The following is a 23,798-nucleotide window of genomic DNA, read 5'->3' as shown; positions in this document are numbered from 1 at the left end:
TTATTTTGTTTTTATTTGTTATCTTCAAAATACTTTATAAGCAAATCTAGATCTGGCTTAATCTTCTGTGGCTTTGTAACCGCCATTTGAGCAGATTTTACATCCTTTAGTCCACTACCTGAAACAATGAAAGCTACACTCTCATCTGGTCCTATAACTCCGGCACTTGCCAGTTTCATAAGTCCTGCAAAGGCTGTTACACCTGCAGGTTCTCCAAATACTCCTGTATGTCTTGCAAGAACTGTCATGGCATTTAATATTTCTTCATCACTTACATCTACTGCAATTCCCTTACTTTCATTTAAGGCATTAAGTGCCTTATATCCATTTCTCGGTATCCCTACAGAAATACTGTCTGCTATTGTTTTTGGAGCCACATAGTCAAATTCAAATTTATTGTTTATATAAGCTCTATTTACAGGATTTGATCCCTCAGCTTGTACTGATACCATTACTGGTAGCTTATCAATTAAGCCTAGTTCATAAAATTCTTTAAAACCCTTCCAAACTCCAGCAATAGAGCAACCATCCCCAACAGACATAATTACCTTATCAGGAACTTTGAAATCTAACTGCTCGCATATTTCAAAAGCTGCTGTTTTCTTACCTTCAACCAAATATGGATTAATAGCGCAACTTCTGTTATACCATCCAAAATGATCTACTGCCTTTAGGCAAAAATCAAAGGCGGTGTCATAATCTCCATCTACTAGGATTACCTTGCTTCCAAATACTAAAAGTTGTGCAAGCTTTCCTTCTGGAATTGCCTCAGGAACAAAAATATAATTTTCAATTCCCATACAAGCTGCAAATCCAGATACTGAAGATGCTGCATTGCCTGTGGAGGCAGCACATATTACATCTTTTTTAAGTTCTATAGCTTTTGCAATACCAACAGCTGAAGCTCTGTCCTTAAAGGAGGCAGTAGGATTTCTTCCTTCATCTTTTACGTAAACATTTTTTATATTTAAAAGTTTTTCAAGTCTGCAAGATTTATATAGTGGCGACATTCCTATTTGAAGCGGTGCTGCTCCAGTTAAGCCCTCTAGAGGAAGGATTGGAAGGTACCTCCATATATTAGTGTCACTATTTTCCTTCAAATATTTTTTAGTTAATTCCTTCTTAACTAAATCCAAATCATAAATAACATCAAGAGTGCCGGAAGTTCCACAGTGGGGGCAGTTATACATAACCTCTTCACTTACAACTGCTCCGCATTTTGAGCATTTCAAATGCTTAATTTTTTTCATTATTCCACCTCTATTTTCTTTAGATTTTATGCATATATTATAGGATCAATGTAACCATACTAATGTATCGCAGCATTTTATTTATTAAAATCTGATCCAAACATCCCTTGCTAGCTCTCGGCTTTTTGCCATAATCTTTTCTTCATCAATGCTCACAAGCTTTCTGTCTTCCATGACCACTTTACCATTTATAATTGTTGTATCTACAAAACGTCCATTAATACCAAATAGCAAATGACTATTAATATTATTTTCATTTATTGGTGTTGGTGGATTATAGTCTACAATGATAATATCGGCCAAAGCTCCTTGTTTTAAAATACCAACTGGATTTGAAATAAATCTCTCCGTAATTTTCCTATTATTTTGGAATAGCATTTCAGGGATTTCTCCCCAAGCTACAGTAGAATCACATTTCACATGCTTATGAATAATATTTCCAACCTTGTACGATTCCATCATGTCGCTAGTGTAACCGTCTGTTCCAAGGCCAAGAAGAATACCTTTTTTGTGCATTTCAAGTATTGGTGATGCTCCTACAGCATTACCCATATTAGATTCAGGGTTATGGACAACTATTGCATCTTTTTCTTTAAGCATATCCATTTCCTTTTCTGATATGTGAATACAATGTACTGCTATGGTCTTAGGAGATAGAACACCAGACTTGTTCCATCTCTCCACAATACCCATACCATACTTTGCTTTGCAGTCTTCCACATCTTCAATACCTTCTGCTGTGTGAACATGAAAACCTGCATCTAACCCTGAAATAGAATCCATACATTTTTCCAATGTGGAATCTGAAATTGTCATTGAAGCATGAAGTCCAAACATTCCCTTAAGCATATCATCATTTTTTTTATTGCAATGTTTTATAAAATCCACATTTTCAGTAATTCCTTCAAGAGCAATTTTTTCTCCATCTCTATCTGAGGTTTCATAACACAAATTACTACGAATACCTATGCTTTCTGCTGCCTCTGCAATTTTAAACAGACTTCCTGTAATTGCATAGGGACTGGCATGATGATCGAAAACAGTTGTTACACCATTTTTTACTCCATCTATCATTGGCCCTATTGCACTGTAATAAACATCTTCTAGGGTTAATGTTTTATCAAGTCTCCACCATAAGCCTTTTAGAATATCCGAGAATTTTGTAGCAGCGGGGCTATCATTGGCCATGCCCCTAGCAAAGGTACTATAATAATGCATATGAGTATTGATAAACCCTGGCATAATAAGTCGTCCTTTAGCATCCATAAATCTTGCCGAGCTATATTTTTCTTTAAGGTCTTTAGTTAAACCAATTTCAATGATTTTATTTCCTTCTACAGCGATGCAACCATTGTCAATAATAGGCCTTGCTTCGTCCCTTGTGATAACTTTACCGTTTCCAATAAGTAACATTCATTTTCCTCCAGTCAAAATCTAAATTTAAAAAACTATAACATATAACTATAATTGTTTATAAAAGTTTTTATCATGTTTTGCATTTCTTTTGATATAACATTTTCTTGTCCCAAAGTATAATTTACAACATTGCCCTCTTCTGTTCTAACCTTGCAACTATTGTCTTCCTTATCTATTAAAGTGAATCCCTTATTAGTACTATCTACAAAATCTTCTTCGCTCCAGAAAACAGTTATTTTATCCTTATAGGGATTGCCATCATGAGGGCAGAAAATACCACAGTTACCACATTCATTGCACATGCCATCTAAATGAATAATTTGATGAGTAGAATTGAAACCCTCTTCCACTCTAATAACCATATTTGCTCTATTAGGACAAACATCAACGCATAGTTCACAAATTTTATCACAAGCAAGGCACCTTTCTCCTTCTTTTTCATTGGTAATCGGATCATTTAAGATACCTTTTTTGCTATATAGATCTTTTTCATCCATATCAACAATAGCCTTTTTATCAAAATCCACACTTAAACCAAGTTTTGATAAAATATCTTTAGAAATCACTTTTCCATCTGCCATGGCTTTAACAATAGTAGCTGGTCCGCTTTTAACATCGCCTCCAACATAAACATTAGCAATGCTTGTTTCAAGTGCTTTACTTACTACTGGGAAACCCTTGGAATCAACTTCAACTCCTATTTTTTTCATTAGATCACTGTCAACTCGTTCTCCTACCGCAACTATAACTGTATCTGCATCAAGTGTTATTGTTTTACCAGTAGAAACGGGACTTCTTCTACCTGATGCATCTCTATTTCCTAAAACCATTTCAGTGCAGATAAGTTTTCCATCAATAATCTCACTAGGTGCAAGAAGTTCTTTAAAAATAACTCCATCAGACATTGCAGCATGAATTTCTTCTGCATCCGCCGGCATATATTGTTTTGTTCTTCTATAAACAATGGAAACTGTTTCAACGCCTATAGCTCTTTTAGCAGCTCTTGCCGTATCCATTGCAATATCTCCACCACCAATAACACATACATGCTTTCCAAGGGTCACATTACCTTTCTCTCTTTTAAAGTTTGAAAGGAAAGAAATAGCATTAATTGTTTCGCTTTCCCCCTCTGCAAGGTTTAAGGCACCTGGTTTTTCTGCCCCTATTGCAATTACTACATAATCATATTGTTTTTTAAGTTCCTCAATATTGAAATTCTCATCAGCGTCAAATTCAAATTTTACTCCTTGGCTTTTCACCATTTCAAAGTCCTTATTAATCATAGCAGCTGGAATTCTAAACTCTGGAATAACATGCTCTACAATTCCATAGGCTTTAGATTTTTTATCTTTTACAGTTACTTCTACCCCATTTCTTCGAAGGAAAAGTGCTACTGAAAGCCCTGCAGGACCTGCACCTATAATCACAACCTTCTTATCACTTTTTATCTCTGCTGGGATAATGGCAGCGTTAAATTTATCTTCAGCGTTAAGTACTGCAATTTTTTTCATATCTCTTATTAAAACAGATTCATCATAGTCTAGCCTTGTACATTTATACTGGCACTGATGATCACATATAGTTCCTGTAATGGCTGGCGAAGCATTATCTTTCGCAATTATAGAAAAGGCCTCATCATATTTTTTTTCTTTAACTAATGCAACATATTCTGGAATTTGTTGGTTAATGGGACATCCAATGCTGCAAGGTGCTATGGCACAATCATAAAGTGGTAGCTTTGAAGAAAGTTTTCTGCTTCCTACAGTACGTAGCTCCTTTTGATGATGCTTGTCCTTTAACGCTCCACTAGCGAGTTTTTCTAATAGCTCTACATCAATTTTCGTTAAATCATTTTTAAGTTGTGCCTCCACTTTTTCAGCCATTTGTGTTATTCGTGCGTAACCACCTGGTTTTAAAACTGTAGTTGCAATTGTAATTGGTTGAATACCAGTAGCTAAAATCTTTTCAACATTGAATGCATCCGCACCCCCTGAATAAGAAATTAGAAGGTCTCCATCAAATTCTCTAGCGAGTTTACTTGCTAATGTAATTGACAAAGGATAAAGTGAACGACCTGACATGTACATTTCTTCCCCTGGCAATTCATTATTTTCAATTCTAGATGGTAGTGTATTGGTTAGTTTTACTCCCACTTCTAAATTAAGTCCCTTAGCTATTATTTTCAGACGTTTTAGCATAGCTATTCCATCATCGAACTGTAAATCATTTACGAAATGATGTGCGTTAACCTTAATATATTCATAACCCATTTCATCTAAAGTATCCCTTACAAACTTTTCGCCCAAAATAGTAGGGTTCATTTTTATGTAAGTATGCAAGCTTTTTTCTTTAAGCAAATAATTAGATATCCTCTCAATTTCGTCTGGAGGACATCCGTGTAGTGTAGACAATGTTATGGATGGACAAATAACAGGAGAAATTTTCTCCAAATCCTCTTTATTAAAATTATGGAACATATCAATATTAGATAGAATTACTGTTTTGCATTCCTTCCAAATCCCAGTAGTGGATGCATTACGCATTCCTTCAATATAGTCATCTATTTTAGGAGACTTTATACCTGCTAAATCATAGCCTACACTCATATTAAACATAAAGTCTTTTTCCACGCTAAGTTTCAGTTCTTTCATCAAAACATGAATCAAAAACCAAGCCTTCACATACTCCGCGTAAGCCTCTGGAACTGTAAGTTCAGTAGACCACTCAACATTGTAGCACTCGTCTTGCGCATTTATACAAGGTTTAGCAACAGTTATATCTTCACCATCTATAATTTGTACTGTTTTTAGTTCAATAAAACGTGATCCTGTTAAATAGGAAACAACAATATTTTGTGCTAATTGAGAATTTGGACCTGCTGCAGGTCCAATTGGAGATGACAACTTTTCACCAAACATCTTAATATATTTTCCACTTTTGTTATTGTAGAATTTACTCCTTTGAATACCAAAAATAGATTCTTTTTCTTTTAATTCACTAGTAATCCACATAACCATTCTTTCAAAGGAAATTGGACGCATCTTATCACTCATTAATCTTCCTCCTCAAATATATATAGCACTGGCAATAATTCTAATTCTATAATATATTACGCAATAATTGTGCCAATATTATTGCGTAAATACATAGCTTATATCAAGGGTTGCAATGTGTATGTCATTAAAAATTTATAAAAAAAATTATCATAATGATAAAAATTATCATTATGATAAAAACACTTTTATTTGAATTTTCAATCATTCAAAGTGCCTAGAAGCGACAAATTATCATTTTGATAAATTATATTCTTCAATTTTTCTATATAATGTTGCTATTCCTATTCCAAGCTTTATAGCTGCATTTTTTTTACCTTCAGTAGTTTCACCATATTTTACCAGCGCATTTTTTATTGCGTTTTTTTCAAGATATTTAAGTGTGTATATCCCATCCTCATTATTAAAAATATTAGCTGTATTATTAAAAATACTTTTAGGTAAAATTTCTTTTGTTATAATCCCATCCGTACCCATCATATTAATAATATATTCCACAGCATTCTCCAGTTCTCGTACATTCCCTGGCCATTCATAGTTATAAAATATTTGCCATATGTCCTCACCTAATTTTATATCTAAAAAGCTTTTATTAAATAAATTGCAATATTTTGCAAGAAAAGTTTCTATAAGTAGTTTTATGTCCTCCTTTCGTTCCCTGAGCGGAGGGATTTCAAGAGGGATTACATTTAATCTATAGTATAAATCCTCTCTGAATTCGTTTTCTTTTATGGCTTTTACTAAATCTTTATTCGTTGTGGCTATCACCCTAACATCAATATCTATAATTTTATTTGAGCCTATTCTCACAATGGTTCTTTCTTGTAGCACCCTTAGTAGTTTAGTTTGAAGATAAAGAGGCATGTCTCCTATCTCATCTAGTAGTATAGTACCTTTATTAGCAAATTCAAACTTGCCCATTTTACCCATAGGATCTGCTCCTGTAAAAGCGCCTTTTGCATATCCCAAAAGTTCACTCTCTAGAAGCATATCTGGAATGGCCCCACAATTTATAGCAATAAATGGCTTGTCCTTCCTGTTACTTTCATCATGGATAGCTCTTGCAAACATCTCTTTTCCAGTACCACTTTCTCCTGTTATAAGTACTGTAGATGAGGACATTGCAATTTTTTTAACATTTTGCTTTAATTTAAGAATTTGCACAGATTCACCAAAAATATCCACACTTTTTATTACTTTATTAAAGGCAGCAAAATTTGATAATTTTTCTTTAAATTTTTTTGCATCTTGAAAGAAAAACATCCTATCATATTGCGCTTCATTAAATTTTATAGAATGCACACTGCCAATAACATTGAAAACCTCTTTATCTACCATTAGTTCATATTCTTGAAGGTCAAAAACATTATCACCGCTTATCTTAATTTTCACTTTGTGATTTGTAAAATTTCCCGATAAATTTAGTTCCTTTAATCCATTTTCATTTATATGATTAATACAATTGTCTTTGTTTATTATAATTACCCCTTGCTCAGTTTTATCAACTACAAAATTTAGTAGTTGTAGCAAGGTCTGCGTTCTCATCTTTTCTCTTTTTTCATAGGCGGTACTACTTATAAACTCAGAAATCTGCTGCAGGAAAGCCATATATACATCAAAACTGGCCATTAGGTGCTTCTTTTGATCGTTGTTAATACATATTAAACCAATGACTCCAATAGTATTCTCATTCAATTTTATAGGTGTACTCATTTCAAATTCTTCAACACAAAAATCTCTTTTAGGACAAGGTATGCAAAGTTTATCTTTACCTGGATCATATATAATCTGAGATTCTCCAGATTTTATAACTTTTTTATAAACGTATCCCTCTTTGGATATATCTTCATCGATTTTATCTTTATAAATGCCTGTGCCTGCTATTCTAATTAAATTATCATCTACAATTTCGACCTCTACCTGTAGAATCTGGGATATAATATTTGCATATTTAATTACTGCTTCCTGTATGTTTTTTAATATGGAGTTCAATACTTTTACTCCCCCTTCGAAAATAATAATTCAACTTTATATAATAATATTCAAACTGTATCTAATTTAATTTTAAGCTTTTTGCATATTTATGTAAAGGTAAAATAGCCTATATCTTTAATTACTAAGTAAATTAAGATATAGGCTATTTTATGTCTTTTTATCTATGAGAAATCTTTATCTGAAACAAAGGCTAATAATTCCCTTTATCCTCTTCATTTTCATCTAAAGCATCATTTATCTTTCCATTTAACTTAATTAAACTGAATATTTCGTATGTTTAACTCTATCTAATACTAATTAAACGCTATTTGTATATTCAAACAAAGATAATAGCATATTTTAAAAGTTGAAAGCATGCAGCTATTGTGGTAATATATAGCAATATGACAATAAAGTAGAATTTTGAATATAACTATATATGCCTTTAGGCAATAGGAGGAATTATATGCTTCAATTTAAATCTAAGGGATTCTTAAGGGTCCATTACAACGGTAGAAAACCCATTATTTCTTATCTCTATGAAAATGGTTCACTTTATTTTGCAACAGGTAGATTATCACGCAAAATGAAGCACTTCACTACAGTAGGCAAAGATGTGGAATTAAGTCTAGGCTTTTTTGTTAAAGAAAAGATGTCGGCTCATATTGAAATCATGCCAGATGAAGAAGTATTTTTTGATTATCTTAAGAAAGCAGCTGGACTGCCACCATTTATTAATTTTAAAAAACATCAAGTAGTTAAAATTATAATTAAATAGTTTCCCTAAATCAGATAATTAGAGATTTTCTTTTTTTATTTGATAATCCTAAAATAACCCTAACAGAAAAGACTTTTTCTAATCTGAAAGGAAAGAAGATATGCAAACTACACAGATTTTATTAACTGAGGTTTTGTTATATTATGCTTTCCATTTGGAGAGCTTTTTTTATTTGCATTTTATTATAACGCAGTACGGAAGGAATATATATGAAAAAAATAAAAGGATTGATTATCCCATTAGTCATAATAATAGTTTGGATTATCGTAGATAAGCTGCATGTATTTAACAGCTATATAATTCCGTCACCTAACATAGTTTTAGCTACGGCTTTTGAACTGCTTAAATCTGGTGCCCTTCTTAAGAATTTAATGGTAAGCTTTGCAAGAGTTATTGTTGGATTTGCAATAACTTTTGCCTTTGCTTTTCCGCTTGCAATATTTTTAGGAAGTAAGCCAAAGGCAATGCCTTATTTAGAACCCTTTCTGGAATTTATGAGACATATCCCCCCTATTGCCATGATACCAATATTAATATTATGGCTCGGCATAGGTGAATCTTCAAAATTTGTTGTTATTTTTTTAGCAACATTTTTCCCTATTTTTTCAAATACCTTAAATGGCGTTACAAACTATGATAAAAAACTTCTTGAGGTTGGAGAAATATTTCACTTTAGCAAAAGGGATAAGTTCTTTAAAATCATCTTCCCTCAAGCAGTACCATCAATAATAACAGGCATTCAACTTGGTTTGGGTTATAGCTGGAGGTCACTAATGGGGGCTGAGCTTATAGCGGCATCTTCAGGAATCGGATACATGATAATAGATGCGGAGCAGCTGTCAAGACCGGATATTGTTATTGTTGGCATATTATCTATAGGACTTTTAGGTTATTTTATTGATTACTTTTTTATTAAAATAACAAAAAATATTATGCGTTCAAACGGAAAGGGAATAGAATATGGCAGGCCTAATAATAAAAAATCTGTCCAAGACATATGAAATCGGAAATAAAAAAATCCATGCACTAAAAAACATTAATTTAACTGTTGAAGATGGAAGCTTTGTAACAATAGTTGGCAAAAGTGGTTGTGGCAAGACAACCCTATTAAAGTTACTCTGTGGTCTTGAGGATAAGACTTGCGGCACTATTGAACTAACTCATTCAAATGATAGTGATAACAATAAAGTATCCATAGTGTTTCAGGAACCTAGACTTATGCCCTGGCTTACTGTGGAAGAGAACATGGCTTTTTCCCTTATCAACTGTAAGGATAAAAACTATGTTGCAGAAAAAGTATCCACCTATTTGAAACTACTAGGTCTGTATAATTTTAGAAAAGCCTATCCCTCACAAATTTCAGGAGGCATGGCTCAAAGAACTTCCCTTGGAAGAACTCTATGTTATGAGCCACAAATAATACTTATGGATGAGCCCTTGGGAGCACTTGACGCATTTAATAGGAAAAAGCTTCAAAATGAATTGATAAATATTTTTATAAAAAGTGGTAAAACAATCCTATTTGTGACTCATGACATTGAAGAAGCTATATCCCTTGGTCAAAAAATTATTGTAATGGATAATGGCAATATAATAAAAGAAATGCCTGTTAGTATGAATTATTATAGAGATACTAGCAGTCTGGAATTTTTTCACCATAAAAATGAAGTTCTAAATATTTTTAATAAATTACTAGAGGAGGAACAAAATGAATTTTTATAAAAAAACAAGTTTTATTGTAAGTGCATTGATTATTTTAACTTCTTTTACTGGTTGTGCACCAAAACAAGAAGCAAGTACACCAAAAGTAGAGAACCCTAAGGTTCTTAACATTTCTTATGTGAAGGCACCCTTAAATGTACCATCTATAATTGAAAAGAAAAAACAGCTTTTTGAAAATGAATTTTCTAAAGATAATATTAATATTAAATACCCCGAAATAACAGAGGGTTCAAAGATGACAGAGGCAATAGCCGCAGGTTCCCTTGATTTTTGTAATGCCATTGGTGCAACTTCAGTGATTCTTGCAGGGGCAAATGGGGTTGATATTAAAATTATTGGAGTATACAGCAGAGCTCCAAAAGCATTTACAATAATGGTAAAGGATCCAGCTATAAAGACTATAAAAAATCTTAAAGGAAAAAAAGTAGTTGGTCCTAAGGGAACAATACTTCATCAGTTACTTCTTGGTGCCCTTACAAAAGAGAATTTAAAAGCAGATGATGTGCAATTCAGCAATATGGCAATACCAGCTAGTGTATCAGCTCTTCTAGCTGGAAAAGTAGATGCAGCTCTTGTGGCCGGCCCTTCCGTTGCGAGTGCTGAGAAAAATGGAGCACGAATACTCACAACTGGTGAAGGAATTTTAGATGCAACAATTGTAATAGCAGCCAGTGGAAAGTTTTTAGAAAAATATCCTGATATAGCCAAAAGATATCTTGCAGTTCATGAGAAAAGCCTACAATTTATGAAGGATAAACAAGATGAAACTTATAAGTTAACTGCAGATGAGACAAAGCTCACATTGGATCAAGTTAAAAGTATGTATGGCTTATATGACTTTAATCCTGAAATAACAGAAAAAGATATAACAGAGCTTAATAAAACTCAAGATTTTCTAAAGCAAAATGGAATGTTAACTAAAACCGTTGATATTAAAAGCTTATTAGTTAATTTTAAATAATACCTTTCATCTTATAAATGAATTATATTTAAACCAGAAAAAACTGCTGAAATATATTTAAATATTTCAGCAGTTTTTCGTGGTTATCTTTCTTTAATTGTTTTATTCCGCAAATGTTTTTGGAATTGTCTCTTGAGGCAATTTACCAGCTAGTTCTAAATAATAGTGACGAATAGGCTTCAAATTATCATCTAATTCATATACAAGCGGAATACCTGTAGGTATATTCAAATTTACAATGTTATCGCTGGATATGTTATCCAGATATTTTACTAAAGCTCTTAACGTATTTCCATGTGCAGAAATTATAACCTTATTACCCTGTTTAATTTTTGGTGCTATTTCTTCAAACCATTCAACCATAACCCTTTTTACAGTATCCTCTAAACTTTCAGTTGTGGGAATCTCATCTTCTCTTAATGAGCTATATTTTAATTCCTTGCCTGGATATCTGTCATCGGTTTTCAAAAGTTCTGGTGGTCTTACATCTACATACCTTCTCCATTTATGAACTTGCTCATCACCATATTTCTCTGCAGTTTCCGCCTTGTTTAATCCTTGCAAAGCGCCGTAATGTCTTTCATTGAGCTTCCATGACTTATATACAGGAATCCACATCAAGTCCATCTCATGCAGTGCAATCCAAAGAGTTCTAATTGCCCTTTTTAATACGGACGTATATGCTATGTCAAAGGTATACCCATTTTGCTTAAGTATTTCGCCTGCTTTCCTTGCCTCAATTAAACCATTCTCTGATAAATCTACATCTGTCCATCCGGTAAATCTATTTTCTTTATTCCAAAGGCTTTCGCCATGTCTTATTAATACTAGCTTAATCAATTTAATCACTGCTACTTAAAATATGGACAAACATACCCATATCAAGATTTTTCCTTTTTCAATGTATCTACTTTTGTAATATTAGATAGATTTTGATGAAGGTTTTGTACCTTGACTATTTGTTTGGATATATTTTGTCTAGTAGCATTTCCTCCTTCTTTTTTATTTTTTAATTTTAAACTCTCATATTTTCTTGAAAGAATAATATTGATTAAATCTTGAACCATTTCTTCTTGTGGTGATAAAGTTTCGTTATTTACAACAATTATTTCAAGTCCACTCCCTATACCTTTAAAGACTTCATCTACGATTATTTGTATTTAGATTATTATACTCCAAATCATTATACATATCCATTAAATCTAAAAACGTCTCTATAAAAAGCATTTCAAATATTTTTTTAATAACTTTGTTTACCTTTTAATGATAAGATTGCCTTATTAGTATAAGGAGCTTTTAAAGGTACTGAAAAAGGAGGCAACGATGGATAGCTAATTATCCTGTAACTAGATACTCTGGCGGACCCACTATAAATGAACCCGAAGATGGCTAGACTGTTAATTATATCAAGTCGTGGAGAAAGTAAAAGTTATATATACGCTAATTTTAATCCAATGTATGCTCAATATTCTTTGACAATTTTAAGAACCTTTCTAAATTTTTGTGAGACATATAAATACAAAGGTAAAAATGTGACTCCCGCTCAAAGACTTGGGGTAACAAATAAGAAATTTAAAATTGAGGATATAATTTATTTTGTTTAATCCGAATAGTATCTTTAAGATTAGCAAAGCAATATATTCATATACTAAATATTTGTAAATTATATTAATATTGTATATAATTTAATAAAGACACTATATAAAATTATTATTCAAATCTAAATAAATCATGGGGGTATATAAAATGCTTTATACTATAGGAGGATTATTCATAATTTGTGGCTTAATATTTAAGATAGTTCCACCAAAAAAAATTAATAATATGTGGGGGTATAGAACTAAATTTTCAATGATTAATCAAGATACATGGAATGAGGCTCATAAATACTCGGCGAACAGTTTTATAATAATTGGTTTCAGTTATATTGCTTTAGGATTTATATTAAATCAATTAATTAAAGTTGGTAGCGACTATAATCAAGTTATTATATTTCTAATTGGTGCTGTAATTATGATTTTAGTAGATGAACTTCATTTGAGAAGAACTTTTACTAATGATGGAAGCAGAAAACTATAATATAACCATTAGCTTTTGAGTTAGTCCCTTTTTTAATTAGCCTATTGACGAGGCTCGATTACACACTTTCTAATCTCCTATTTATTTGAAAAATAAAAATATGCTCCAAAAGTCACAGCTAAAATAGCTAAGATTAATAACATTACTTTTACAACACTAACTGGAGATTCTCCATCAACTTCACCGGTTTGCCCATTTATCATAAATCTGTATACTTTAACTTTATAAATATACGCAGAAATCCATATAGGTAGCAAAATATGTTTAAATTTTATAGCATCATAGGAGGTTGAAAAGCTTAAGTTTCTTACTTCATCTCCACCTATTTGTTGCCTAATCTCATCCCTTAAATTACTTTCTATTTTCTCCTCAGCTAAATTCCAACCTGATTTTAAATCTATGCTATACCTTTCAGCTAAAAACCCTGATAAAAATTCTGGTTTATACTGAACTAGCTCATTTAGATTAAAGGGTTCTAATTTACTCATTATATGTTTATTAATTTGCGATGACGCATTAATTAATATATCATTGAAAAACTTAGAATAATTACCAGATGCAACGCTCCAGGATGTTTTTCTAACTTGCTTTGTAACCTGCTTTCTTTCAGCACCCTGACCAACCCATTCAGTTTCAGTTACATAGTAGTAGGTGCCTTGTTCTGCAGTATAATCTGAAAATGTCTCACTATCATAAGTCCAGAAAGGTATATATATCCCATTCATTTTGTTCATGTTATAACTAGTTTTAAGTGCTCTAGGAGCAAAAAACAATTTTTTTATCCAGTTTGATAATAATTCTCCAGCTTTATCTTTAGATATAACAAAGGGTATTAGTGACTCAGGTACTATACCTGCTTCTTGCTGGGTTTTTATAATATGTGAAGAACCACAAAAGGCACAAAACTGTGCTGTGCTATTTTCATCTAGTAAAGTCTCTGCACCACAACTCTCACACTTAATTATTCTTTTTTCATTTCCCCAATTCACATTTTTAATCTTCTCTGCAGTATAAAAGTCATTTTCAATTATATTTGTTTTCTCAAAGTTAACTTCACTTTCACTTGAACAATATAAACAAACTAATTTTTGTTTCTTTGGTTCAAATACCATATTACCGCCACAGGCTGGGCAAAGAAAACGTTCTGTTTGTTCCTGTTTAATATTACTATCATCAGTACATGGTGTTTCCCCCATATAATCTCCCCCTAATACATTTTTAAATAATTGTCAGTATGCTCTCATATTTTTTCAAAATCTAAGTATTTGCATTTCCACATTCCGGGCAAAACTTTGCATTTGGGGACATTTTAGCACTGCATTTTGTGCAAATTTTTTCTAAATTCTGAGCCTGACCACATTCTGGACAGAATTTTGCATTCCTATCAATATCTACTCCACATTTATTACATTTATTCTTTAATTCTTCTAATGGTTTTCCACATTCCGGACAAAATTTATGATTATTTAATACTTGTGAATGGCAGTGAGGGCATTCAACTGTACTATTCACAGAAGGATTTTGCGAAGAAGAATTTCCTTTTAGTGACTCTGCCATAATATTTCCAATAGCAGCTCCAGCCCCAATAGAAACTCCTGCACCAGCAATACCGGAAGTATTTTGAGCCGCATCTCTTATTGCTTCTGCTGCTTGATATTGAGTGTACTGATTTAGATTTCCAAGCACCCCCATGGAAGTCCTCTTGTCCATAACTTTTTCGACTTCTTCAGGAAGAGATAAATTTTCTATTACTAGTGTTTTAAGTTCAAATCCAAATTCATAAAATTTAGGTTGTAATTTATTTTTAGCCTGCTCACTTAACTCATCGTAATTCATAGCAAGATCTAGTGCAGGAATTTTAGCTTCACCTAATAAATCTGTAATCCCTGATAAAATAGTACGTTTTAATTGTCCTGCAATGCTTTCAGTATCAAACTGCTGATTAGTTCCAAAAACCTCTTTTAAAAATATTTCAGCATTATTAACTCGATATGAATAAATACCATACCCTCTTAATCGAAGCATTCCAAATTCACTGTCACGCATCATTATAGGATTTGAGGTACCCCATTTCTGATCTGTAAATTGTTTTGAATTAACAAAATACACTTCTGCTTTAAAAGGCGAATCAAAGCCAAACTTCCATGATTTTAGCTTAGTGATTATAGGCATATTTTGAGTAGATAAAATATATCTACCGGGATAAAATATATCTGCTATAACGCCTTCATTAATAAATACCGCAAGTTGAGATTCTCTTACAGTTAATTGCGCTCCCATTTTTATCTCTTTGCTTTCTACTGGAAATCTATATACCATTGTATCTGTAGTATTATCCGTCCATTCTATTACCTCAATAAATTGATTCTTAATAAAGTCAAATAGTCCCATATTTACCCCTCCTGTATTCCTTTATAGCACATAACAGTTATTAATTGTTATGTGCCTTGTGTCCCTTATGTACATAACAATTATTTTATTTAGAAATCTATCTAATTATAATTTTCTATACTCAGTTCCAAAATCCCTTTTTTACAGCACTATTTCTTGTGAACATTCCATAAGCTATGGCATTATTATTCTGTACTATGAGTTTTTGATTTTACTTGCTAAAAATAAATGGTAGTAATTTTTATAAAATATCAGCGATTTTATAATTGTGAATATAGTATAAGTAAGTGAATAGAATATATCTTATTTATATGCCATATTTACCTTGTTTACACCTAATAAGAACTATAGTATATTAGATAATAACTAAAATTAATCTTGCTTATTAAAATCTGCTCTAAAATAATTTAAAATCATATAAAGGGGTGATAACCATGGAAAATTTCATTACACCTAAAGATACTAACTTTGAAGAGATTCAATTTAATATATATGACTCAGAAATTTCATATTATGGTGGCAATCAGTATTGGTTCCCAAAGAAATTTCATAAGCTTAGTGGTTGTGGACCTGTTGCTGCAGCAAATATAACTGCATATTTAGCTCAAACCTTTACTGATAAATATAATGCACTATACGCTTATAAGTGTATTGTAAGTAAGGTGGATTTTACTCTGCATATGATTGAAATCAGAAAATATGTAAAGCCAGGAATCTTTGGACTTACCTCTGTTCGCAAATTCTCAGATAGTGTCTTGGCTTTTGCAAGTAAAAGAGGCATATCTTTAGCTTCCCATATTTTAGATGATAATGCTGCTACTATTCAAGAGGCAATAAACTTTATTTCTATGGCACTATCTCAAAAACTTCCCATTGCCATCCTAGTCCTTAAACATCCATTAGTTGAATTTAAAGAATATACTTGGCACTGGATGACTATAACTGATTTAAAGCTTAATTCTAAGGATAATATATATTATATAACTGTATCCACCTATGGAGAGCGTCGAAAGATAGATTTAGACTTGCTTTGGAATAAAAGACGGCCAAAAGATATAATTAGGCTAGCATATTTCACATAAGATTTCACACCAAACACTATGCGGCTTAGTTCAAAATTTAATATCATATATATTAAAAGGGAGTTCAATAATTGAACTCCCTTTTTTCAGTTTAATATTATTTAATTGTTTTATATTCTATATTTCATCTTTTTCTTCTGAATCTTTATACCTTTCAATTAATTCCTGTTTAACCATCCAAAGTTCCTTAGATAAATCTACATAGTATTTTTGAGGATTAGAAAACCTCCTAACTTCCTCCCATATACTGTCTACTTGAGTTTTACAGTAGGTCCTTATTTCCTCAATTGTTGGTAACTCATATACACATTCTCCCTTAAGGAAAACTGGAACTTGAAGCTTTTTAGCATAAAAATTAGTGACTTTTTTCTTCTTCCAAATAGAAACTGGGTCAAAGATAATATAAGGCTTTGATTCATTAATAACCTCACTCGCCAATGTTATAACATCAGCAATCGCCATATTAGTGTCCTTATCAAATAATCTCCAAATCATTTTATATCCTGGATTAATTATTTTTTCTTCATTTTCACTTAATTTAATTCTTGGAGAAATTTCTCCGTTTTCTTCAACAGCTACTAATTTATAAACTCCACCAAATACCGGTTCTGATTTCGCAGTAACCATTCTTTCACCAACACCAAATATATCTATTTTAGCATCTTGGTTTAATAACTCTGTAATTATATATTCATCTAAACTATTGGAAGCTACTATCTTACAATCTGAAAGACCTGCGTCGTCAAGCATAACTCTTACTTTCTTTGAAAGGTATGCAAGGTCACCACTATCTAGTCTAATTGCTTTTAATCTCATTCCAATTGGTTCTAGAACATCCCTTGAAACTTTAATAGCATTAGGAATACCACTTTTTAAAACATTATAAGTATCAACAAGCAGTGTACATGAATCTGGGTAGGTTTTTGCATAGGTTTCAAATGCCTTATATTCATCTCCAAATAATTGTATCCAGGAATGAGCCATGGTACCAGTTGCAGGAACTCCAAACATGGTTTCTGCCATTACAGTGGCGGTACCAGTTACGCCCCCTATATAAGAAGCTCTTGCCCCAATTATAGCTCCGTCAGCTCCATGCGCTCTTCTTGCTCCCAGTTCCAAAACTGGTCTTCCTTTTGAAGCCCTAACAATTCTATTGGCCTTAGTAACTATTAAGCTTTGGTGATTAACTGTTAATAGAAGCATTGTTTCAATAAGCTGTGCATCAATTACCTTTGATTTAACAGTAACAAGTGCTTCATTAGGAAATACTGGCGTCCCTTCTGGTATTGCATAAACATCTCCAGTAAATTTAAAAGCTAATAAGTATTGTAAAAATTCCTCTGCTAGAATTCCTTTACTTCTTAAGTATTCAATATCTTCTCCAGTGAACTTTAGTTTTTTAATAAAATCAATAAGTTGCTCAAGGCCAGCAACTATTGAGTAACCGGCTCCATCCGGATTCTTTCTGTAAAACATATCAAAATACACAATAGTGTCTGAAAGCCCATTTACAAAATAACCATTTGACATTGTTAGTTCATAAAAATCCATTAACATTGAAAGGTTTCTTTCATCTTTAATATTGAAGTTGTTTAATATTTTGCTCAAATAAATCGCTCCCTCTTAATTTTTATATTATACTATCTACTACTTCTATACCATTCGATTGCATTTCCCATAGAGAAATAACTTTCATTAAATCCCCATCGTGGATTCCAAAATCAAAAGTTTCAACGGAGTCCACAGGAACGATAATTCTTCTGCACAGGTTCTTTTGGTTAAAATATGTCTTTAAGGTTGTAGCAAAATGACTTACACAAATATCAACTTCACAGCCTACAATAATATAGTTTTCAATGATGTCTTCGTTCTCATCAAGCCATAATTTAAATCCTGGTGCATGAAAACCATTAGTACTATTTTTAGGTATCATTGTAGTATTGCTATGAAAGGTAGTGGCCTCTTCTCTTAAACCGGGAATAAGCTCCGACTCTATGCTATCTTTCAAACAATGTACAGCATAATTTTTAAACTCCACTGAATTTTCATCATGCTGATCTAAGAAAAATATTTTTTTAAACCCATTTGTCCTTTCGTTAATAGCTACCAAATTACTTATTATTTCTGTAACTCTTTGTGATGATAATGCACCTTGGTGCACAAAGCCATTTACCATATCTACTACAATTAGTGCTGTTTTTTCTTTTGGAAGGTCCGCTAAATTAAGTATCTTACCACTTATCTCCTTTTCCATATCAAATATTTTATTTATCATTAAAGCCATCATATAAATTCTCTTTTCCTATTTATATATTTTATTTTCATTATTCATCAAAAAAACTATGTTCCCAGCTTTCATTAAACATGTAGCAAATGGCAGGTCTTCCTGCTGTTAATTTTTCTTTTTCAGTCTTTATTACCATTTTTTTAATCTTTCGTCTAAAATTAGCTCTTGAAAAAGGCTTTTCTACATTGAGTATTGTTTCATAAAGTTTTTGAGCTTCTCTTAGGGTAAAATACTTAGGTAAAAGAGTAAATGCTATGGGCGTATATTCTATTTTATTTTTTAATCTTTCAATAGCACAATATACCAAATCAATATGATCAAAGGCAAGTTCCTCTTTACTCCATTCTAGAAGCTCATAAGAAGGTACTTTAATTGAAATAATACCATTTTTAACAAATCTCTCAGTGATAAGATACCCTATTTTAACCTCACCGTCATCAGAAACAAAAATTAGATTGTAGGTATCAACTCTCTCAGTTCCTGAATTATTAGTGGAAATAAAATTTTTCCTTACCGTAAACCATTGCGCATAAGTAGCATCATCTCCAGCTACTGGCTTAATATTATTTTTATCAGCTAAGGCCAAATAAGCTATTGAAATAACCCTCATTCTTGGGTCTCTGTCTACTAAATCACCGAAAGTTTTTAACTGTTCAAAATATACGCTTTCAACATTAGTTTCTTCTTTAAGTTCTCTATAGCAAGCAGTGCTTAAAGCTTCATCAATATGAACAAAACCTCCTGGAATAGCATAGCATCCCATGTATGGATGGTCTGCCCTTTTTATTAAAAGCATTTTAAGTGCTTTATCAGGGTCTTTCCCCTCTACTGGTACATCATCTACCGTAAAAAGTAACATATCAACTGTATTGGATGGCCTACTATAATTGCCTGGTATGTAACTATCTAAAAACTCCTTTTCTGTTAATCCATCTTTGTTTTTTATATCTATACTACTCATAATCATTTTCCTTTCTAATTTATTATTTTTATGACTATGTACAGTTGTTCTTCTTTGTACTACTTTAATACTATAACCTTAGCACTACTATAGTACAAAGTCAAGATATTTTACAATGTTTTCTATATTTAGAAAATCAATTAATAATAATAAATTCATATTTAGCAGACAAAGAAAAATATTCTGAATTTGGTGTTAATACTGATGATGTTTTATCAAAACTAGAAAAGATTGCAATTTCTATCCATTGTTGGCAAGGTGATGACGTGGCAGGTTTTGAAAATCCCGAGGGTCAGCTTACTGGAAAAAATGGCAGAGACCTTGATAATCTTATATTACAAATTATATCAAGGTCTCCAATTATATATTTTTTATTATCCTATTTTTCTAAATTAAAAGCACACTCTAGCTCAGCAATTTTTTCATTATCAATAGCTACAATAGAGCCTAAATTTTTACAAGCTATAATAGCCTTTGCACTATATTCAGCTACTTCAAGCCTGTCGAAAGCATTGATTAAACTACTTCCAGTAGCTATAATACAATCATTTTTCACCAGTACTATTGGAGTTTTAGGTATAAACATCTCAGCTAGCTTCTCTGTTTCCATAAATACCGACCCATAGGCCACCTTTGGAATAGTTCTAAGAAGTATATAACTTTCTGGAATAGTTCTTGAGTCAAAATCTACATCTGTAACAGAAAATGCCATAATGTTTGGTGCATGAGCAATTATTACGGAGTTAATATGAGGATGCTTTTCATAAATAGCCTTATGAAGCATAACCGAACGACTTGGTGTCTTTCCTGCTTCCTTACAGCCATTGTCAATTCTAACTATATCTTCAGGCTGAATATACTTTCTATCCACATTAAAAGGGGTTATAAGAAAGGAATCACCCTCAAGTCTTCGTGAAAAAGTACCCTCTGTACTAGTAAAAAGCTTTTGATCGTAAGCCCGATGTATTAGTTCGCACATAATTCTTCTTGCTTCTCTCTCTAAGCTGCTAAAGCTACTTGGAAGGAATTCTTCCATACTTATATGTTGCTTATTTTTTGACAGTCCAATTTCATCCTCCGTTAAAGCTATAGGGGTACCTATGCTCCTAGCATAAATTTCAATCCTTGCACAAAAATCTAAAGTCTCAAAAGACCTATAAGCCTCAAACAAATTATCAGCGCCAACAACAATTCCGTGATTTTCCAGAATTACTGTATTAAAGCCCTTTTTAAACTCTAAAGCTATTTTTTCTCCTAGTTCTGTACTTCCAGGAAGTCCATACTCCGCCATGCCAACTTTTCCACATACATTATGTACGTTAGGTACCAGGTTTGTATCAGGTATTCTCCGAACAATGCTAAATGCAACTAATGCTGGTGGATGAGCATGAAGAACTGCTTTAAAATCCGGCCGACTCTTATAAGCTAATTGGTGAAAAGGGAATTCACTAGAAGGCTTATGGTCACCAATTATAGTCCCATCTGGTTTAACCCTTATAATATCCTTGCGAGTTAGTGCACCCTTGTCAATTCCCCCTGGAGTAATCCAAATATCTCCATTTTCATCCATTATTGAAAGATTACCACCGGAAGTGGTTGTCATACCATAACCATAAATTCTTTCCATAATCATTATTAACTGATCCGCTGGATGTAACAATTCAAAATTCATACAATATCCTCCCTATTTTTATAAAATTATATTATCAATTATTATTATTAAAATATTTGCTATAAACATATATAGTCCAATAAAAAATATTCCTTCCCATTATTGCTTTAGACCCAACACCTAAAATCTGGTCTTCTTTTTTTAGTATTTGATCTTCGTTATCTACAACTAAAGCCTCAGTGTTTTCATTTATTTTAATCTCTTTTTTATATTTAAAATTAAAATTCAAAAAAGATATTGATAGAGCCTTATAACAATTTTTCCCATAGTTTGGGATCAGGTCTAGCAATAATTGCTTTGTCTAAAAGCATTCCATCTTCACTGGCACTTTTGCAAGCTGCTGCAACTGAAGCCTCCACCGCTGCAATTTCTCCTGACATTAGTAGATAGGATTTGCCACACATTCCACGAGAAATTCTTATTTCTATTAGATTTACTTTAGCAGTTTTAGCCGCTGTGTCTGCAGCTACTATTATAGATGCTCCTGAAAAGGTTTCTATTATTCCCAGTGCTTCAACTTCACCAGGATCTGATACTCCACTTATAGCACTAAATATGGAATCATGGGGATTTCCTAAAATAAAACTATCTATTATATTTTCTTCGAACTCCAATTTGCCTGCCTCTATAGCCGCATTAACTGCACTCAATTTACCGCAAATAAGCACCATATATTTTCCTGGGCAAACTGTTTGAGCCTCAAGTATTTCAACCTCTGCAGTTTTAAGCATTTTATCTGCAGCTCTAATACCCCCAGGCACAGTTATATATTCAACAAGTCCTATGGCCTTATCCATTGATATACCTCCTTGTTTCTATGGTTATTTCCTTATTGTTAGCCGCAGTAATTACTCCAGAAATACTAGCATGTATATTAGCTCCTAATTTACCATCTTCTATTTTTCCAATTAAATCGCCAACCTCTACAAGGTCATTAGCTTTTACCACGGAAGTAGTAACTGCTCCAATATGTTGATTTAGCTTAATAACCACTTTATTTACACTGTACAACTCTTCTACTAGTGGTGCCTCTATATTGTACTTAGTAAGTCCTAACCTGGCTATTAATCTCTCCATAGGAACTTTTCTGCCTTCTCTTCTTGCATTTACCTTGCTTCCTACCTTAGATGTAATATTCTTAACACCTTTTTCTTTTAGTCTATCTTTTAATTCCCCGATTATTGAAGAGGGTGCTAGTCCTTGATAACATGAATAGTTTTCGCAAATTCCACAACCACAGCAAAGATTGGCAGAAGTAAATGCTTCTATATCACTTGTTAGTCCATTTGCTAAGGCATTCATTATTCTATGTGGCTGAATATTGTGTCCTAAAAGATATCTGGGACATAAATCAGTACACATTCTACACTGTGAACAAACTGACCTGGCTCTATTTATTTTAATAGAAGTTTTTAAATTTCTTTTTATAATTGTTGAATGTCCTTCTGGCAGTACAATTATAGCTTTAGAAGTTTTAGTTATTACATCTTCTAAAGCTCCAATTCTCCCAGTCATTGGCCCGCCTAAAATTATTTTAAAATTTTCAATTTTCGGGTTGCCCGCAAACTCAATGCATTGTCTTATAGATGTTCCAATGGGAACTTTTATTGTAGTTGGATTATTCACCTCACCAGTTATTGTTACATATTTATGGGTAACTGGCTTATCTAAATATACCGAATTATAAACATTTAATACAGTTTCAGTATTTACTACCACAGCACCTACTTCTATTGGCAACGATCCTCCATGGACTATTTTTCCAGTAGCCTCATATACAAGTACAACTTCATCCCCAGCAGGGTAAACATTTTCTAATATTTTTATTTCTATATTCGTATATTTATATATAACCTCTTTTAAAGAAGCAATAGCTTCCTTATATTCTGATTTAATTGCAAAAATTCCTTTTTTTGCATTTAAAGTCTTTACGATTAACTCCAAAGCACTTAATATTTCTTCTGTATAATATTTGCATAGTTGCCTATCCACCCTGAGAAGTGGTTCACACTCTGCAGAATTTAATATTACAACCTCAGCTAAACTATTTAATTTAGCATAGGTTGGGAAGCCTGCTCCACCTGCTCCAACAACACCAAAAGCTCGTAATTTTGCTTTTAATTCTTCAATTTCCATTTATTCACCCCGTTGTACTATATCTATTAGTGTAGT

General features: G+C 32.5%; 21 protein-coding genes and 3 pseudogenes. 8 read left to right on the top strand and 16 right to left on the bottom strand.

Features of this window, described 5'->3' with window-relative positions; all coding sequences use genetic code 11:
- Positions 1-11: 11 nt before the first annotated feature.
- The 4 genes from thrC to G9F72_RS06975 form a co-directional block, all read right to left on the bottom strand.
- On the bottom strand, positions 12-1,250 hold the full coding sequence (gene thrC / locus G9F72_RS06990) for a threonine synthase (RefSeq protein WP_164956614.1): 1,239 nt from the start codon (positions 1,248-1,250) through the stop codon (positions 12-14).
- A gap of 84 nt (positions 1,251-1,334) precedes the next feature.
- The gene (gene ssnA, locus G9F72_RS06985) at positions 1,335-2,663 is read right to left on the bottom strand and encodes a putative aminohydrolase SsnA (RefSeq protein ID WP_164956613.1); all 1,329 of its coding nucleotides are present in this window, start codon (positions 2,661-2,663) and stop codon (positions 1,335-1,337) included.
- 35 nt (positions 2,664-2,698) lie between these two features.
- Complete coding sequence (gene ygfK, locus G9F72_RS06980) at positions 2,699-5,719, bottom strand: putative selenate reductase subunit YgfK (RefSeq protein ID WP_164956612.1); 3,021 nt, start codon at positions 5,717-5,719, stop codon at positions 2,699-2,701.
- Between the two features lie 234 nt (positions 5,720-5,953).
- Entirely contained in the window at positions 5,954-7,711 is a 1,758-nt protein-coding gene (locus G9F72_RS06975) for a sigma 54-interacting transcriptional regulator (RefSeq protein WP_224676005.1), read from the bottom strand.
- 448 nt (positions 7,712-8,159) lie between these two features.
- Between G9F72_RS06975 and G9F72_RS06970 the strand changes: the two genes are divergently transcribed.
- The 4 genes from G9F72_RS06970 to G9F72_RS06955 all read left to right on the top strand — a co-directional run bounded on the left by G9F72_RS06970 (position 8,160) and on the right by G9F72_RS06955 (position 11,154).
- Positions 8,160-8,471, top strand: coding sequence for a hypothetical protein (locus G9F72_RS06970; RefSeq protein ID WP_164956611.1), 312 nt, complete (start codon positions 8,160-8,162; stop codon positions 8,469-8,471).
- Between the two features lie 209 nt (positions 8,472-8,680).
- Positions 8,681-9,472, top strand: coding sequence for an ABC transporter permease (locus tag G9F72_RS06965; RefSeq protein WP_164956610.1), 792 nt, complete (start codon positions 8,681-8,683; stop codon positions 9,470-9,472).
- Entirely contained in the window at positions 9,432-10,193 is a 762-nt protein-coding gene (locus G9F72_RS06960; RefSeq protein WP_164956609.1) for an ABC transporter ATP-binding protein, read from the top strand. Before G9F72_RS06965 ends, G9F72_RS06960 begins: the two co-directional genes overlap by 41 nt.
- Positions 10,180-11,154 (top strand): ABC transporter substrate-binding protein, encoded by a 975-nt coding sequence (locus tag G9F72_RS06955; protein WP_164956608.1) that lies wholly within the window; start codon positions 10,180-10,182, stop codon positions 11,152-11,154. The genes G9F72_RS06960 and G9F72_RS06955 overlap by 14 nt, the downstream gene beginning before the upstream one ends.
- A gap of 102 nt (positions 11,155-11,256) precedes the next feature.
- On the opposite strand, the gene gpmA is transcribed toward G9F72_RS06955, so the two are convergent.
- From gpmA to G9F72_RS06940, 3 genes and pseudogenes are all read right to left on the bottom strand, one after another.
- Positions 11,257-11,994 carry a 2,3-diphosphoglycerate-dependent phosphoglycerate mutase gene (gene gpmA / locus G9F72_RS06950; protein ID WP_164956607.1) on the bottom strand — a complete coding sequence of 246 codons (738 nt, stop codon included), beginning with the start codon at positions 11,992-11,994 and terminating at the stop codon, positions 11,257-11,259.
- Positions 11,995-12,047: 53 nt separating this feature from the next.
- A pseudogene (locus G9F72_RS06945) lies at positions 12,048-12,194 on the bottom strand (RNA-guided endonuclease TnpB family protein); the annotation flags it as partial.
- Positions 12,195-12,275: pseudogene (locus G9F72_RS06940) on the bottom strand (IS607 family transposase); the annotation flags it as partial.
- 264 nt (positions 12,276-12,539) lie between these two features.
- Here G9F72_RS06940 and G9F72_RS06935 point away from each other — a divergent pair.
- Together G9F72_RS06935 and G9F72_RS06930 are read left to right on the top strand one after the other, a co-directional pair.
- Positions 12,540-12,758, top strand: a complete 219-nt coding sequence (locus G9F72_RS06935) for a hypothetical protein (protein WP_224676004.1) — start codon at positions 12,540-12,542, stop codon at positions 12,756-12,758.
- 142 nt (positions 12,759-12,900) lie between these two features.
- On the top strand, positions 12,901-13,233 hold the full coding sequence (locus G9F72_RS06930; RefSeq protein WP_164956605.1) for an SdpI family protein: 333 nt from the start codon (positions 12,901-12,903) through the stop codon (positions 13,231-13,233).
- A gap of 77 nt (positions 13,234-13,310) precedes the next feature.
- On the opposite strand, the gene G9F72_RS06925 is transcribed toward G9F72_RS06930, so the two are convergent.
- Together G9F72_RS06925 and G9F72_RS06920 are read right to left on the bottom strand one after the other, a co-directional pair.
- Positions 13,311-14,429: a hypothetical protein gene (locus G9F72_RS06925; protein ID WP_164956604.1), complete on the bottom strand. Its 1,119-nt coding sequence runs from the start codon at positions 14,427-14,429 to the stop codon at positions 13,311-13,313.
- 61 nt (positions 14,430-14,490) lie between these two features.
- Positions 14,491-15,624, bottom strand: a complete 1,134-nt coding sequence (locus G9F72_RS06920) for an SPFH domain-containing protein (protein WP_164956603.1) — start codon at positions 15,622-15,624, stop codon at positions 14,491-14,493.
- Positions 15,625-16,058: 434 nt separating this feature from the next.
- On the opposite strand from G9F72_RS06920, the gene G9F72_RS06915 reads away from it, so the two are divergent.
- Positions 16,059-16,706, top strand: a complete 648-nt coding sequence (locus G9F72_RS06915) for a hypothetical protein (RefSeq protein WP_164956602.1) — start codon at positions 16,059-16,061, stop codon at positions 16,704-16,706.
- A gap of 117 nt (positions 16,707-16,823) precedes the next feature.
- Here G9F72_RS06915 and G9F72_RS06910 read toward each other — a convergent pair whose 3' ends face one another.
- Genes G9F72_RS06910 through G9F72_RS06900 form a run of 3 tightly spaced genes read right to left on the bottom strand, consistent with a single transcriptional unit; the run spans position 16,824 to position 19,954 of the window.
- Positions 16,824-18,314: a nicotinate phosphoribosyltransferase gene (locus G9F72_RS06910; protein ID WP_164956601.1), complete on the bottom strand. Its 1,491-nt coding sequence runs from the start codon at positions 18,312-18,314 to the stop codon at positions 16,824-16,826.
- A 22-nt stretch (positions 18,315-18,336) separates the two neighbouring features.
- Positions 18,337-18,981 (bottom strand): cysteine hydrolase family protein, encoded by a 645-nt coding sequence (locus G9F72_RS06905; RefSeq protein ID WP_224676003.1) that lies wholly within the window; start codon positions 18,979-18,981, stop codon positions 18,337-18,339.
- Positions 18,982-19,030: 49 nt separating this feature from the next.
- Positions 19,031-19,954: an NUDIX hydrolase gene (locus G9F72_RS06900; RefSeq protein ID WP_164956600.1), complete on the bottom strand. Its 924-nt coding sequence runs from the start codon at positions 19,952-19,954 to the stop codon at positions 19,031-19,033.
- Positions 19,955-20,043: 89 nt separating this feature from the next.
- Here G9F72_RS06900 and G9F72_RS27350 point away from each other — a divergent pair.
- Positions 20,044-20,247 (top strand): annotated as a pseudogene (locus tag G9F72_RS27350) (L-rhamnose isomerase); the annotation flags it as partial.
- Between the two features lie 86 nt (positions 20,248-20,333).
- Here G9F72_RS27350 and G9F72_RS06890 read toward each other — a convergent pair.
- The 4 genes from G9F72_RS06890 to G9F72_RS06875 are packed head-to-tail and all read right to left on the bottom strand — an operon-like array spanning position 20,334 to position 23,762.
- Complete coding sequence (locus G9F72_RS06890; RefSeq protein ID WP_164956599.1) at positions 20,334-21,626, bottom strand: class II aldolase/adducin family protein; 1,293 nt, start codon at positions 21,624-21,626, stop codon at positions 20,334-20,336.
- A 34-nt stretch (positions 21,627-21,660) separates the two neighbouring features.
- The gene (locus G9F72_RS06885) at positions 21,661-21,855 is read right to left on the bottom strand and encodes a hypothetical protein (RefSeq protein WP_224676002.1); all 195 of its coding nucleotides are present in this window, start codon (positions 21,853-21,855) and stop codon (positions 21,661-21,663) included.
- A gap of 19 nt (positions 21,856-21,874) precedes the next feature.
- On the bottom strand, positions 21,875-22,423 hold the full coding sequence (locus G9F72_RS06880; protein WP_164956598.1) for a BMC domain-containing protein: 549 nt from the start codon (positions 22,421-22,423) through the stop codon (positions 21,875-21,877).
- Positions 22,416-23,762, bottom strand: coding sequence for a 4Fe-4S dicluster domain-containing protein (locus G9F72_RS06875; protein WP_164956597.1), 1,347 nt, complete (start codon positions 23,760-23,762; stop codon positions 22,416-22,418). The genes G9F72_RS06880 and G9F72_RS06875 overlap by 8 nt, the downstream gene beginning before the upstream one ends.
- Positions 23,763-23,798 lie beyond the last annotated feature (36 nt).

The sequence above is a fragment of the Clostridium estertheticum genome, from assembly GCF_011065935.2.
Lineage (GTDB): Bacteria > Bacillota > Clostridia > Clostridiales > Clostridiaceae > Clostridium_AD > Clostridium_AD estertheticum_A.
Note: the sequence above shows the minus strand (reverse complement) of the source record. Positions and strands in the feature narration are given on the sequence as shown.